Source organism: uncultured Algibacter sp. (assembly GCF_947487575.1).
Classification (GTDB): Bacteria; Bacteroidota; Bacteroidia; order Flavobacteriales; family Flavobacteriaceae; genus Algibacter_B.
In genome coordinates, this window is sequence record NZ_CANKXG010000001.1 from 384754 (window position 1) to 399941 (window position 15188).

General features: G+C 30.6%; 14 protein-coding genes and 1 tRNA gene. 9 read left to right on the forward strand and 6 right to left on the reverse strand.

What is annotated here, in order from left to right:
- Window positions 1-40 precede the first annotated feature (40 nt).
- Entirely contained in the window at window positions 41-904 is an 864-nt protein-coding gene (locus tag Q0870_RS01680) for an OmpA family protein (RefSeq protein ID WP_298550463.1), read from the forward strand.
- A 6-nt stretch (window positions 905-910) separates the two neighbouring features.
- A complete protein-coding gene (locus Q0870_RS01685; RefSeq protein WP_298550465.1) occupies window positions 911-2266 on the forward strand; it encodes a T9SS type B sorting domain-containing protein in 1356 nt (451 codons plus the stop codon).
- Here Q0870_RS01685 and Q0870_RS01690 read toward each other — a convergent pair whose 3' ends face one another.
- The 4 genes from Q0870_RS01690 to Q0870_RS01705 all read right to left on the reverse strand — a co-directional run bounded on the left by Q0870_RS01690 (window position 2267) and on the right by Q0870_RS01705 (window position 5836).
- Window positions 2267-2710: a GNAT family N-acetyltransferase gene (locus Q0870_RS01690; protein WP_298550467.1), complete on the reverse strand. Its 444-nt coding sequence runs from the start codon at window positions 2708-2710 to the stop codon at window positions 2267-2269.
- Between the two features lie 2 nt (window positions 2711-2712).
- The gene (locus Q0870_RS01695; RefSeq protein ID WP_298550469.1) at window positions 2713-3630 is read right to left on the reverse strand and encodes a cation diffusion facilitator family transporter; all 918 of its coding nucleotides are present in this window, start codon (window positions 3628-3630) and stop codon (window positions 2713-2715) included.
- 17 nt (window positions 3631-3647) lie between these two features.
- Window positions 3648-4082 (reverse strand): ribose 5-phosphate isomerase B, encoded by a 435-nt coding sequence (gene rpiB, locus Q0870_RS01700; protein WP_298550471.1) that lies wholly within the window; start codon window positions 4080-4082, stop codon window positions 3648-3650.
- Window positions 4083-4672: 590 nt separating this feature from the next.
- A complete protein-coding gene (locus Q0870_RS01705) occupies window positions 4673-5836 on the reverse strand; it encodes a hypothetical protein (RefSeq protein WP_298550474.1) in 1164 nt (387 codons plus the stop codon).
- A gap of 290 nt (window positions 5837-6126) precedes the next feature.
- Between Q0870_RS01705 and Q0870_RS01710 the strand changes: the two genes are divergently transcribed.
- From Q0870_RS01710 to Q0870_RS01725, 4 genes are all read left to right on the forward strand, one after another.
- A complete protein-coding gene (locus Q0870_RS01710) occupies window positions 6127-8367 on the forward strand; it encodes an RNB domain-containing ribonuclease (RefSeq protein ID WP_298550476.1) in 2241 nt (746 codons plus the stop codon).
- A 255-nt stretch (window positions 8368-8622) separates the two neighbouring features.
- Entirely contained in the window at window positions 8623-9300 is a 678-nt protein-coding gene (locus Q0870_RS01715) for a head GIN domain-containing protein (RefSeq protein ID WP_298550478.1), read from the forward strand.
- Window positions 9301-9555: 255 nt separating this feature from the next.
- Window positions 9556-9777, forward strand: a complete 222-nt coding sequence (locus Q0870_RS01720; protein ID WP_298550618.1) for a T9SS type A sorting domain-containing protein — start codon at window positions 9556-9558, stop codon at window positions 9775-9777.
- Between the two features lie 108 nt (window positions 9778-9885).
- Complete coding sequence (locus Q0870_RS01725) at window positions 9886-10578, forward strand: LysE family transporter (protein ID WP_298550620.1); 693 nt, start codon at window positions 9886-9888, stop codon at window positions 10576-10578.
- Window positions 10579-10768: 190 nt separating this feature from the next.
- Here the strand turns inward: Q0870_RS01725 and Q0870_RS01730 are convergent.
- Together Q0870_RS01730 and folB are read right to left on the reverse strand one after the other, a co-directional pair.
- A tRNA-Cys gene (locus Q0870_RS01730) sits at window positions 10769-10839 on the reverse strand.
- Window positions 10840-10890: 51 nt separating this feature from the next.
- Window positions 10891-11253 (reverse strand): dihydroneopterin aldolase, encoded by a 363-nt coding sequence (gene folB / locus Q0870_RS01735; protein ID WP_298550480.1) that lies wholly within the window; start codon window positions 11251-11253, stop codon window positions 10891-10893.
- A 100-nt stretch (window positions 11254-11353) separates the two neighbouring features.
- Between folB and Q0870_RS01740 the strand changes: the two genes are divergently transcribed.
- The 3 genes from Q0870_RS01740 (at window position 11354) to Q0870_RS01750 (ending at window position 15171) form a co-directional block, all read left to right on the forward strand.
- Window positions 11354-13351: a glutamine--tRNA ligase/YqeY domain fusion protein gene (locus tag Q0870_RS01740; RefSeq protein WP_298550482.1), complete on the forward strand. Its 1998-nt coding sequence runs from the start codon at window positions 11354-11356 to the stop codon at window positions 13349-13351.
- Window positions 13352-13458: 107 nt separating this feature from the next.
- Entirely contained in the window at window positions 13459-13944 is a 486-nt protein-coding gene (locus Q0870_RS01745; protein ID WP_298550484.1) for a DUF1761 domain-containing protein, read from the forward strand.
- A 66-nt stretch (window positions 13945-14010) separates the two neighbouring features.
- Window positions 14011-15171, forward strand: coding sequence for a GNAT family N-acetyltransferase (locus Q0870_RS01750; RefSeq protein WP_298550486.1), 1161 nt, complete (start codon window positions 14011-14013; stop codon window positions 15169-15171).
- Window positions 15172-15188: the final 17 nt, after the last annotated feature.

Here is a 15188-nt window from a genome sequence, read left to right on the forward strand (position 1 = left end):
TTAAAAAATAGTATATTTATCCTCTATTCAATGCCCTATTATGAATAAATTATTAGTATTAATATTATTTACTTTTAACTGTGTTTTTGTTTTTTCTCAAAAAGAATTAACACAGGAGGTTTATTTTGATACTGATAAATACGATGTTCCTAACACTGAAGTAAACCGTTTATTGTTATTCATTTCTTCGTTAAATGATATAGATATTGAGTCTATTTCTATTTTTGGTTTTTGTGATGATAGAGGTGCAGATACATATAATTTAATACTTTCTCAACAACGTGCTGATGCTATAAAAGCTATTTTTGCTAATAATGAAATTAGCGAGTCCTTAATAACTAACGTTGATGGAAAAGGTGAAATTCTTCTTAAAATAATTGAAGAAGAAAACCTTTTAAAAATAAGAGGACTAAACAGAAAAGTTGAAATTATTGTTAAGCCTAAGCCTCCTAAACCCTTAATAAAAACAACAAAAGATAGCATACCTAAACCAACCAAACCAAAAGGTGTTTTAGATCTTATAAAAGATGGTGCTAAGGGTGATAAAATTCTATTTAAAAATATCTTATTTAAAACGGGATATCCAACAGTAACACCAAGTTCAAAAAAAATACTAGAATCTATTGCTAATGCGCTTATTGAGCGAGAAGATATTTATTTTACCATTCAAGGTCACGTATGTTGTACGCAATACAGTAGAGATGCCGTTAATAGAAAAACGAAAAAAAGAAATTTATCTGAAGCCAGAGCCGAATATGTATATAACTACTTTATAAAAAAAGGAATAGATAAAAAAAGAATGCGACATGTAGGTATGCGAAGAAAATTTCCTTTGGGCGGTGAGCCAGAATTTGATAGACGTGTAGAAATACTTATAACCTACACTGGTGACCAAGCTAAATAAACTACAATGTACTCCAAAACTAAGTTTTTTCTAATTAGTTTCTGTTTAGTTTCTGTTTACAGCTTTTGCCAAAACACATTTGTTCCAGACGATAATTTTGAACAAACTTTAATAAATTTAGGCTGGGATTCTGGCCCGTTAGATGATTTTGTACCAACAGCAAATATAAGTGGGCGTACAAGTTTAGATGTAAGTTTTGATATTACTGGGTTAATAATTTCAGACCTTACTGGAATTGAAGATTTTGCAGCTTTAACCCAATTATATGTTCAAAATAATCAATTAAGTACTATTAATGTTAGCCAAAACAATAATCTACAAATTTTATGGTGCTTTAATAACCTATTATCAACTCTTAATGTCACTCAAAACCCTAGGTTAATTTCTTTACGATGTGAGGATAATCAGTTAACAAACCTAGATGTTTCCAATAATTCAAATTTAAATGTTCTGGTTTGTGAACGTAATCAAATTACAACTATTGATATTTCAAATAGCACAGGGTTAAATAGATTTCAATGCGGAAATAACGTCTTAACAAATATAGATGTTAGTGCTAATGCAAACTTGTCTTTTTTCTCTTGTGAGCAAAACCAATTAACTAATTTAAACCTTTTAAATAATACTCAATTAACATCATTATATTGTTTTAATAATCAAATTACAGAATTAGACCTTTCTAATAATACCAGCCTAACAGATTTAAATTGCAGCAATAATCAATTGTGTTTATTAAACCTTAATAATCAAAACAACAATGCCTTTACAGCAATAAATTTCGATATTAATCCAGATTTATATTGTGTTGTTGTTGATAATGCTACAGGAAATCATTCTACTTGGGTGCCAAATTCCTTTTTAAATTACGTAAACTCACTTGAAGAATGTAGTAATTTTATACCTATTGATTCTTTTGAAAACGTGATTACTACTAGTTATATATTACCCCCTCTTAATAATGGTAATTACTTTACTGAAACTGGAGGAATAGGCACTACTTTAAACCCAGGAGATATTATAACAACTACTCAAACTATTTATATTTATAGCGCAACTACTTGTAATAGTAATGAAAGTAGTTTTATGGTTATTATTAATAATGCCGATTATTTTATACCAAAATTTTTTACACCTAATAATGATGGTGCTAATGATGTATGGCAAGTCTATGATAGGTTAAATCTTGTAAATAATATTTCAATTTATAATAGACATGGTAAGCTTTTAAAGTTTTTACCTAGCACAAAATCTAGTTGGGATGGTACTTTTAATGGAGAATTATTAAGTAGTGGTAGTTATTGGTATGAAATTGTTTTAAATACTCGCGAAATTTTACGAGGTCATTTTGCATTAAAACGCTAGTTATTTTTTTATCATAGCAATATGTGGAATATTATCTTCAAGATACTCTTCACCTATTGCATTATAACCTAAACTATTATAGAATTTTTTTAAATATACTTGTGCTGAAATTTTTATAGTAGTTTCATTAAAATGGTTTTTTATCGCTTCATCGGAAGCGTCCATAATATCAAAACCATACTTGTGCTGACGTTCGTTTTTCGCCACTACTACTCTACCTATACTAGCTTCTTTAAAATAATCGCCTGGTTTAAAAATTCGCGTATAAGCTACTATCTTTTTATTTTTAAATCCTAAAACATGAAACGAATTTTCATCTTTTCCATCAAGATCTTGATATACGCAATCTTGCTCTACAACAAACACTTCACTTCGAAGCTGAAGTAAATTATATAACTCATAATTAGTAAGTTTTTTAAAAGATTTTATTTTTATTTCTAACATTTTTAATCTTGAACAATTATATCTTTAACATCATCTTTACCATATTCTGGTTGAATATTTACATGATTAATATCGTATTTATTAAAAACAAAATCTTCTATTTCACGTAATACAATATCAAATTCAGATAACGTTATGTTTTTATTAAAATCAATATGTGCTTCCAAATGAATTTCATCTTCATTCAATTGCCACACATGGACGTGGTGCACATTTTTAATAGGTTCAAATGCATTAATTTCTTCAACAATTTTCTTAATTGGAATAGTATCTGGAGTAAACAACATTAAAACTTTTGTAGAGTCTTTTAATAAATCAAAACCCATCCAAATTAAATATAATGCAATAACGAAAGTGAGTACACTATCAACCCAATAAAGTTGATAATATTTCATAAGTAAGCCTCCTATTAAAACAGCTACACTCGCCATCATATCAGTTAATAAATGCAGGTATGCACTTTTCATATTCATATTAGCTTCAGAATCTTTTTTAAGCAAAAGCACACTAAAACCATTACCTAAAATAGCCACTAATGAAAGCCATATTACTAAATTAGATTCTATGTCTTGTGGATTTTGAAAACGTTCTACAGCTTCAATAATTAGTAAAACAGCAACTATCATTAAAGTAGCTGCATTAATAAAAGCTGCTAAAATTTCGGCACGTTTATAACCAAAAGTTTTTTGAAATGAAGCTTTCCTTTTAGATAAATTATTAGCTATATAACTAATAATTAAAGAAACTACGTCGCTAAAATTATGTAACGCATCACTTAATAATGCTAAACTACCAGAAAGTAGTCCACCTACAACTTGAGCAGCTGTAATAATAATATTTAATAAAATGGATATAATAAGATTGCGACCTTTTAAGTCGCTATGATCATGCGAATGATTATGACCATGATGGTGTCCCATTTATATTAAAATAAACATTAACAAGATAAAGGAATTTTATCTATTCTATTTTGGTGACGCCCACCTTCAAACTCTGTATTTAAAAACGTTTCAACCATTTTTAAAGCTTGTGGAATAGCTGTAAATCTTGCTGGAATACATAATATATTTGCATTATTATGTTGTCTTATTAATTCAACAATTTCATTATTCCAACATAAACCAGCACGTATTTTTTGATGTTTATTAGCCGTCATCGCCACACCATTTGCACTACCACAAATTAAAATACCATAAGTCGATTTGTTAGTTTCAACATCTTCAGCAACTGGGTGTACAAAATCTGCATAATCAACACTATCATTAGCATCAGTTCCATGATTAATAACCGTAATACCTTTTGATTCTAATAATGTTTTAATAGCAAATTTATACTCTGTTCCTGCGTGATCGTTTCCTATTGAGATTGTCATGATAAATAATAGTATGTTGTTTATAACTCCAAAGTTAATAATAACTTATAAATATGAATAACTTAAAACAGCTTACTTATTCATTTTTTTTAGGTTTGATAATTGTATTTTAGAATAGTGTTTATAGTTGTTGTTAATAAGTATGAAATTTTGCACTCACTACTTGTTAATATCTAATCATGGTTTGGTAAAACTTTTATTAGGAATATCCAGTTAATTTTTCAATCAAAAACAGGATGTTAATATGCTAATTAGTTAGCATAAATTTTTAGTTAAGTTATAAGCATAGGTTAGTATGGTTATGAGTTATAAAATTAAGAATACTTATTAAAAATTACTGTTAATAGTAGTTTCTAACAATTGTTAATAGTAATTTTAAATAGCTTCAAAATAAAAGACTTAACTATTAAAAAGCTGTTCATTTCCTATCAACAACATTCAATAAGTTATATATCAAAATAAAATTTAAAAAAGTTATACCGCTATTCACACACTATAATAACCACCATTTATTTTTTTAAATTTTAAAAGAAAAATTGTTATATTATATATAATGTGGATAACTTCATTTTAATATAGATTTTTAATCGTTATTTAGAAAAGAAAATAGAGGAAGCATATGAATCATTAGAAAGAATATGTTCCACAGGAGTATTACCTTTCTCTATAGTCCAATATTTAGCTACTCTTACAGTACCATTATATTCTTCTCCAGCCACATATATAATATCGTTAAATACAAAAATAGAATTTGCATTGGCGTGACTTTCTCCTTTACTAAGAGAATACTCTTTTTTTTCTCCATTTTCTATAGTCCAATATTTAGCTATTCGTACAGTACCGTTAGATTCGTATCCCGCTATATAGATAATATTATTAGATATAAAAATAGAATTAGCATCAGAATTATTATCATCATTAATAAGAACGTGTTCAACTGGTGGATTTCCGTTTTCTATAGTCCAATATTTAGCAATATCGGTATTAGTAATTCCATTTTTCTCTTTTCCGGCTACATATACAATACCATTAGATTTAAATATAGAATTAGGAACAGCTCTTTTAGTTCCATCTGTTATATCATAAGAGACACCATTCTTTAAGTATTTAGCTTCACCAATTCCTTTATCTGCTTCTTCATGAAATACAGATATATAAACATCTCCATTAGAAACAAATATTGAGGTTGGATTTTGCCATATATTATCATCAAAAATATTATGTTCAACTGCTTCACCACCTTTATTTATTGTCCAATATTTTGTTTTATTTCCATAGGTAAAAGCATTAGTTTCATATCCAACAACATGTACTACGTTATTAGAAACAAATATAGAATTAGCCATTGCCCATTTCATAACGTCTTTTGTAAGAATGTGTTCTTCTGTTTTTCCATTCTCAACCGTCCAATATTTAGCAACACTTGTAGACCCATTACCCTCTGTTCCTGCTATATATATAATACCTTCATACACAAATATTGAATTAGTTTCTGCAAGAGACCTTGTAGTTGCTGTACTAGTACTATCGGAAATAGCATAAGTCACACCATTCTCCCAATATTTAGCTATAGATATATTATTTTTAAACGTGCCTCCAGTAACATATACACCTGTGTTATCTTTCTGTTTTGGTTTTTCATTATCGTTAATATCATCTGTATTACTACAACCTAAAAAAACTATTAAGAAAGATGCTAATAATAGATATATTAATTTTGTATGTACAATGTTATTTTTTTTAATAGCTTTCATTATTATTATTTTAAGGTTATTTATAATAACATAAAAATTGTTAAAAAATGTCATCACTTTTTAAGCACATGTATAGTATATTGTACATATTTTTATTTTTTTTCTCCAAGTTGTAGATGAGATGTATAATATAATTTACATAACTGTTAATGAATTAATAGTACAGAAATACCTGTTTAATATTAAAACCTTAACTTTGTAAAAATAAATAGCAATTTCTTCACGTGTACAATGCTATTAAATAATAAAATTTCCTATACCTTAGGAATTGAAAATGATTACAAAATTAAATGAGTAAAAAAAGAAAAGGGAAATCCAAAAAGAATGGTATTTCCAACCTTACAAATACAATCTTAAGTATATTAAAAAAAGAAAAAAACCAGAGTTTTAACTACAAACAAATAGCTGCTAAATTAGGTGTTAACGATGCTAGTAGCAGAAATCAAATTATAAAAACCCTAGCTAAACTTGCTACAAGACAAGAAATTGAGCAAGTAGAACGCGGCAAGTTTAAAGCCATTGTAAATACCGAATATCATATTGGAACACTAGATTTAGCAGCCAAAGGAAACGGTTATGTGATTTGTGATGATTTTGATGATGATGTATTTATCGCTTCAAACAATATTAACAAAGCATTACATGGTGATGAAGTAGAATTTTACGCTTACAAACGCAGAAAACGAGGTAAAGCAGAAGGTGAAATCACAAATATTATAAAGCGTGCAAAATCAGAATATGTAGGCGTAATTCAGATTCATGATAAAAAAAATTATGCTTTTGTCGTAGTCGATAGTAATAAAATGTACAAAGATATTTTTGTACCGATTAATAAAATAAATAAAGCGGAAGATGGCGATAAAGTTTTAGTAAAACTTGAAGATTGGCCAGAAAAAGCAGATTCGCCTTATGGTAAAGTACTTGAAGTGCTTGGGAAACCAGGAGAACACAATACAGAAATTCATGCTATTTTAGCAGAATACGGATTACCGCTAGAATTTCCACACGAAGTTGAGGAATTTGCTAATAATTTAGATACATCAATTACAGAAGCAGAAATAGCAAAACGACGAGATATGCGTAAAGATTTAACCTTTACCATAGACCCAAAAGATGCTAAAGATTTTGATGATGCACTATCTTTTGAAGTATTAGATAATGGCTTGTATGAAATAGGAATTCACATTGCAGATGTATCCCATTATTTACAAGAAGGCACTATTTTAGATGATGAAGCTTACGAGCGTGCAACGTCTGTATATTTAGTAGACCGCGTGGTACCAATGCTTCCAGAAGTATTATCAAACAATGCCTGTTCATTACGTCCGCATGAAGAGAAATACACATTTTCAGCGGTATTTCAAATAAATGATAAAGCAGAAATAAAAAACGAGTGGTTTGGAAGAACAGTAACGTATAGTGATGCACGTTATGCTTACGAAGAAGCGCAAGCTGTTATAGAACAAAATGGTTCTGTCATTCCTGCGAAGGCAGGAATCTCATCAATTAATACTGAAATTCCAAAAGAAGTTTCTCTTACAGGAAAAGCATATAAAACAACACCAGAATTAGCTCAAGCTATACTTAAATTAGATGAACTCGCTAAAATTATGAGAGGAAAACGCATGCGAGATGGTGCTATTTCTTTTGATAAAGTTGAAGTAAAATTCAATTTAGATGAAGATAATAATCCAGCAGGCGTATTCTTTAAAACCAGTAAAGATGCTAATAAGCTTATTGAAGAATTCATGCTGTTAGCAAACCGAAAAGTATCAGAATTTATAGGAAAACAAAGCCCTAAAAAAACGTTTGTATACCGTGTACACGATGAACCAGACGAAAGTAAACTAGCATCATTACAAAACGTAGTAAGCCGCTTTGGGTATAAACTTAATTTTAAAGACCGAAAAAGCACCACCGCATCTTTAAATAATTTATTGCAAGAAGTAAACGGTAAAAAAGAGCAAAATCTAGTCGATACACTCACTATTAGAAGCATGAGTAAAGCTGAATATACCACACACAATATTGGGCATTACGGTTTAGCATTCAATTATTACAGCCACTTCACCTCGCCTATTCGTCGTTATCCAGATGTTATGGCGCACCGTTTATTACAGCATTATTTAGATGGTGGAAAATCTGCTAACGAAGAAGCTTTCGAAGAAAAATGTAACCATTCCAGCAATATGGAAGGTCTTGCAACCCGTGCAGAACGTGATTCTATAAAGTACATGCAAATTCGTTTTATGGAAGACCATAAAGACCAAGAGTTTGTGGGCGTTATTTCAGGCGTTACCGATTGGGGAATCTACGTAGAAATCATTTCCAACAAGTGCGAAGGTATGGTAAGCGTCCGCGATATGAAAGACGATCATTACGCCTTCGATCAAGATGTATACGCCATGGTTGGCAGAAACAACGGCTTGGTGTACCAACTAGGAGACGAGGTTATCGTAAAAGTTAAAAACACAGATTTGGTAAAAAAACACCTAGATTTTAATCTTATAGGCAAACCAGAAGCAAAGTAAAATAATTATTTGGGCGTTACCCGAAAAGGGTCGGGCTTTCACTACTCAATCCCTCCTACGTCGGGGATTTCAAACACGCCGTTCAATCCCTAACGCAGCTCTTAGGTTTTAATTATATATTAAATTTAGTACTTGGTTTTTATAGGTTAAAGGAACAGTAGTAAAAGTTATGTAATACTCTTAATCTTTTCATAAAGTAAACACATAAAGGAATAAATCTTGATAGTTTTGCGTTAAAGCAAAAAACAATAATCAATGAAAACATTAGTAAAAGTAGTTGTACTTTTCATAACAACCGTATGTTTAGCACAAAACTCAATAGAAAAAACTATTGGAGAATTTACAGAATTAAAAGTTTATGATTTAATTGATGTTCAACTCATCAAGGCAGATAGTGATAGAATAGTTATAACAGGAAAAAATGCTACACATGTTTTAGTAAATAATAAAAACGGAACTCTGAAAATAAAAATGAAACTTGAAGAGGCTTTTGATGGTAATAAAACTAAGGTAAAATTGTATTACACAAATATTGATATTATTGACGCAAATGAAGGTGCTTATATTCATTCCGAAGAAACTATAAAACAATTTGAAATAGATTTAAAAGCTCAAGAAGGAGGAAAAATAGATGTTCAAGTTAATGTTAAATATGCAAATATAAAGGTAGTTACAGGGGCAGATATTATAGCGTCTGGTTTTGCTAAAAAACAGAATGTTTTAATTAATACAGGTGGGGATTACCACGGAAAACACTTAAAAACAGAATTTACAGAAGTATCTATTAGTGCAGCAGGCGAAGCTTATGTTAATGCCACAAATAAAGTAATTGCAAAAGTTAAAGCTGGTGGCGATATTTATATATATGGTAACCCAGAGCAGATTGATGAAAGTCGAGTTTTAGGTGGAAGAATAAAAAAAATTGAAGAGTAAGGCTTCTAATCTGAGTCATCAAAAAACGCAAAATAAAAGTGTTTTTTATACCTAAAAACCGTAATTAAGTATAGTTAAAACCATACAGCCCCCCTTTTTAACCCTTTAGGTGTTGGCTTAGTAAGAGATAAAGTTGCGCAAGTTCTTTTAATTTATACACATTCAGCTGGAGCGCCAAATAATGTATATGTAGATAATTTATATTTTTATAATGAAGGAACGCTTAACACAAAAGATTTTGAAATAGCTAGTCTTATCGCATACCCTAACCCATCTCAAAGTAGCTGGACAGTTAAAACACAAAACGCTAACATGTCTTCAATTAATGTATTTGATGTATTAGGCAAAAACGTATTAACATTATCGCCAAATAGAAACGAGGCAACAATAGAAGGTGCTAATTTAAAAAGAGGTATATATTTTGCTCAAATTAAAACAGCATCAGGTATTAGCAGTTTAAAACTTATTAAACAATAACAAAACTGTTTTTAGTTTGTTTGTAAAAGGCGCTTTTATTTAAAAGCGCCTTTTTTTATTTATTCGCTTTTAAAATATTTCTTTACTTTGTGTAAAGCTTCATATTCTATGTTTGATGATATTTTAACAGCTATACCCTTCGGCATCATACTAGCCTTTACCATAGGCCCAGTATTTTTCGTGTTGCTAGAAACCAGTGCTACCAAAGGCTTTAGAAGTGCCTTAATATTCGATTTAGGCGTCATTTTAGCAGATATTATTTTCATCGTAATTGCTTTTTATAGTACCAATAGTTTAAGAGGCAAAATAGGAAACGATCCTAGTTTTCTGATATTCGGAGGAGTACTTTTAATGGTTTATGGTTTTATTTCATTTATCAAAACATCCAAATCCTTCAGAGCAATTGTTAAAGAATACCATAAAGTAGAAATAAAAAAAGGCTACGGAAAACTCTTCATCAAGGGCTTCTTACTTAATTTTATAAATATAGGTGTACTTCTAGGTTGGCTTGGCTTTATTGTGTTAGGAGATTCTCTGACTACCTCAGAGCATGGCGATATTGTTTTTATAGTGTCTATGTTGGTTGCTTATTTTGTTTCGGATTTAGTCAAAATAGTCATAGCAAAAAGACTAAAGGCTAAATTAACGCCGCGACTCATTTTTAAAACAAAAAAAGTTATTGCTATGGTTATATTAGGTTTCGGTATATTATTATTTGTTCAAGGTTTATTTCCAGAAGCTTACGAAAAGAACAAAGAAAAATTAGAAAAAATTAGACCAATAAAAGAACAACTGCCTTAATAAACTACTTTTTTCAGGTAAAAAATTTAGTGTTAAAAACATTAAGAGCATATCTAAGTAGTGTCTTAATCTTTACTCCTCAGTTGGATTTAAAAACAAAATCTAATGCCTCGATTTTAAACTTCTTAAATTAATTTTCCAGAAAATTTTATCATAAAAAAACCCTCAAGAAAAACTTGAAGGTTCTTTGAGGCGTCGAGCGGATTCGAACCGCTGTACAAGGTTTTGCAGACCTCTGCCTAGCCACTCGGCCACGACGCCTTAAATATTAGTGCAAATGTAAAAAAAAATGTGACTTTACCTTACTTAAAATTACTTTTTACGCTTATCGGTCATTTTTATCGTTACGCTTTCAACATCACCCCCTATTGGCGGATTAAGTTTACTAACCCAAACTGTTGCCTTTTTAATAAGTTTATCTTCATTAAAAATCCTATTTAAAATACGTTTGGCAACTGCTTCAAGTAAATGGGAGGCAATATCCATTTCTTCTTTTATAATTCTATTTAAAAACACATAATCAACAGTATCACTAAGTTTATCGCTTATTGCAGAGTTTTGTAAATCTGCTTTAACCTCCAAATCTACGCGATAATCACTACCAATTTTGGTTTCTTCTTTCAAACAACCATGATAGGCAAATACACGAATGTTTTCAACTTTTATAATTCCCATTGTCAGACAATTTAAGTCATCAAAATTACCTAATTTTGTACAATATTTTTGTTTAATGGATTGGTTTTTATTGAGCCAATCCTTCACAGTAACATATTTTATGTCTGAAGAAAGAAAATCACTCAATTTTATTGAGCAAATTATAGAAGAAGATTTAGTAAACGGCATGTCTAAAAATAGCCTTCGTTTTCGTTTTCCTCCAGAACCAAATGGCTATTTACATATTGGGCATACAAAAGCCATTGGTATCAGTTTTGGTCTAGGTGAATACTACGATGCACCAGTAAACCTTCGATTTGACGATACTAATCCAGCGAAAGAAGAACAAGAGTATGTTGATGCTATAAAGAAAGATGTTGCTTGGTTAGGTTATAAATGGGATAAGGAATTGTTTTCTTCAGACTACTTCCAACAATTATACGATTGGGCTGTTTATTTAATAAAAGAAGGTAAGGCTTATGTAGATTCACAATCAAGTGAAGCCATGGCTGAACAAAAAGGCACACCTACACAAGCGGGTGTTGATGGTCCTTATAGAAATAGAACTATAGAGGAAAACTTGGATTTATTTGAACGCATGAAAGCTGGCGAGTTTGATGAAGGCGAACACATTTTACGAGCAAAAATAGACATGCAACATGTTAATATGTTAATGCGCGATCCTATTATGTATCGTGTTTTAAAGAAGCATCATCATAGAACTGCGAACGATTGGTGTATTTACCCAATGTACGATTGGACGCATGGCGAGAGTGACTATATTGAACAAATATCACACTCATTATGTTCGCTTGAATTTAAGCCTCACAGAGAGCTATATGATTGGTTCTTAGACCAAGTTGTGGATCCAAGTAAATTAAGACCAAAACAACGCGAATTTGCCCGTTTAAACCTAAGTTATACCATAATGAGTAAACGTAAGTTGCTTAAACTGGTTGAAGATGGTATTGTAAATGGCTGGGACGACCCAAGAATGCCAACTATTTCAGGTTTACGTCGCAGAGGATATACACCTAACGCCATTAGAAAATTTGTAGAAACGGTTGGTGTTGCTAAACGAGAAAACATTATTGATGTATCGCTTTTAGAATTCTGTATTCGTGAAGATTTAAATAAAACAGCACCACGTGTTATGGTAGTTTTAAACCCTGTAAAAGTGGTTATTACCAACTACCCTGAAGGTAAAGTGGAGTGGATGAATGCAGAAAACAATCAAGAAGACGAGAGTGCTGGCTATAGAAAAGTACCATTTTCACGTGAGTTATTTATAGAGAAAGAAGATTTTAAAGAAGAAGCTGGTAATAAGTTTTTCAGGTTAAAATTAGGCAGCGAAGTAAGATTGAAAAACGCTTACATTATAAAAGCAGAAAGTGTTGTAAAAGATACTGATGGAAATATTACAGAAATTCATTGTACTTATTCTGAAGATACTGAACGCAGAATAAAAGGGACTTTACATTGGGTATCTATTGCTCATGCTGTTAAAGCAGAGGTTAGAGAATACGACAGGCTATTTAGCGATGAAGCACCAGACAGTCATCAAGACAAAGATTTCATGGATTTTATAAATCCAAACTCTTTAAAAACAATACAAGCATATGTTGAGCCTAGTTTAGAAGAGGCAAAAACTGGAGACAGATTTCAGTTTCAACGCTTAGGATATTTTAATGTAGATGATGATTCTACTTCAAATCAATTAGTATTTAATAAAACCGTTGGTTTGCGTGATGCTTGGGCTAAGGTGAAGCCAAAGAATAATCAAAATAGCAATCAGCAGAAACAGCCACAACAAAATAACAGATCTGCTATAGATCAAATTAAATCGTACGGTAAAAAGTACGATAGAATGCCAGAAGATAAGCAAGTAAAAGCCAAAGCTGAAATTCAAGAACTAGCTAAAAAAGTGAACTATGATGAGGTTGAGCCGTTGTTTAATACATCTGTTAAAAAATCAGGAACACGTATTATCACTATGATTACATTGGGTGTATTATTAAATAATGGTTTAGAAAAAAATGAAGCTATAAATGAATTTATTACTAAAGCTTTAGATGATAAAAATGCGTTGTTGGTAGAAGAAGCAAAAGCACTTTCTTAAATAATTTAAACTCTTTAGGTTTCTAAAACCTAAAGGGTCTTTTCGCTGTTTTCAAGCCCATATTTATTTTTTTGTACATTTAAGTTCTAACAACAAACCACAAAATTATGGAATTATTAAATCCCGTTGCAATGCTAGTTGCAGCAATTTCAGCATTAGTTATCGGCTTTATTTGGTATAACCCAAAGGTATTTGGCAACGCTTGGATGAAAGCAGCAGGTATGACAGATGAAGATGTAAAAGGTGGAAACATGGTTAAAATTTTAGTTTTGGCACTGATTTTCGCATTTTTATTATCAACCGCACTTCCTGGAATAGTTATTCATCAAATGGGTGTTTTTAGTTTAATAGGAGGAGACCCTTCTATAGCTGAGCCATCTTATGCCGCATTAATGGCAGATTATGGTGATGCTTTTAGAACGTTTAAGCATGGTGTTTTACATGGTGTTTTAACAGGAATTTTTATTGCGCTACCAATACTTGGAACCAATGCATTATTTGAGCGTAAAAGCGCAAAGTATATTTTTATTAATGCAGGATATTGGATTGTAACTTTAGGGGTTATGGGTGGTATTATTTGCGCTTGGAGATAATCTTTTTGTAAACTTTTAACATATTTAAAGACTGAGAATTGTATTTTCAGTCTTTTCTTTTTTCTATTGATATACTATAAAATATATAAAACCGTTAATGAACTTCCTAAACAATGGGATGCGCTTTCTACTAACGATATTTTTTTAAAAACGGATTTTTTAAAAGGCTTAGAATGTTCTTATCCAACAAATATTTCTGGGTATTACGTTGGTGTTTTTAAAAGTGAAACCTTGGTTGGTATTGCTGTTGTGCAGCGTGTTAAAATGTATACCGATGATATTTTTAGAAAAAACGGAAGTGATTCATTAAAACAGTTTGGAAAACAACTCGTTTCTAAAATTGTTAAAGGCAATGCCTTGGTTGTTGGTAATTTGATGCACACAGGGCAACATGGAATTTATTTTAATAATAAAACAATATCGCAAACCGATTATTTAAATGAACTTGAGAAAGCATTAGATGATTTAACTCTTGAAATTAAAGCGAAATTTAATAAAAAGATTCGTGTGATTGTTTTTAAAGATTATTTTGAAAATGACCATATTCACAAGGATACTGCCTTTTTCAAGAGGAATAATTTGTACAAAATTCAAGTGCAACCTAATATGGTTTTTGACATTCCTGATATTTGGAAAACTTCTGAAGACTACATTTCAACCTTTAATAAAAAGTATCGTAGGCGTTATAGAACAGCTAGAAAAAAGTCGAATTCACTTCATTATCGAGAATTGGATGTTGCGTATTTAAAAACTCATTCAGATTCTATATTTAATCTATATGAAACGGTTTCAGACAACGCAAGTGTCAATTCATTTAAGCTTCAGAAAGATCATTTTTATCAATTGAAACTTCACTTAAAAGATAATTTTAGAGTTTTTGGTGTGTTTTTTAAAGAAGAATTGGTTGGGTTTTACACGCTTATTTTGAATGGCAATACTTTAGAGACCTATTTTTTAGGCTATAATAAGAGTATACAACATCAACATCAGATGTATTTAAATATGCTTTTTAATATGGCTTCTTTTGGTATTGAAAATGGTTTTAAAAACATTGTATATGCTAGAACGGCTATGGAAATTAAAAGCTCGATAGGAGCCAAACCCCATACGATGCATATTTATTTAAACCATACCAATAATTTTATTGCTAATACGGTTTTAAAATGTGTGGTTAAGTATATGAATCCTATTCAAAAATGGGTAGAGCGTCATCCGTTTAAAAATTAAAGGCAAAGTGTTTTGTT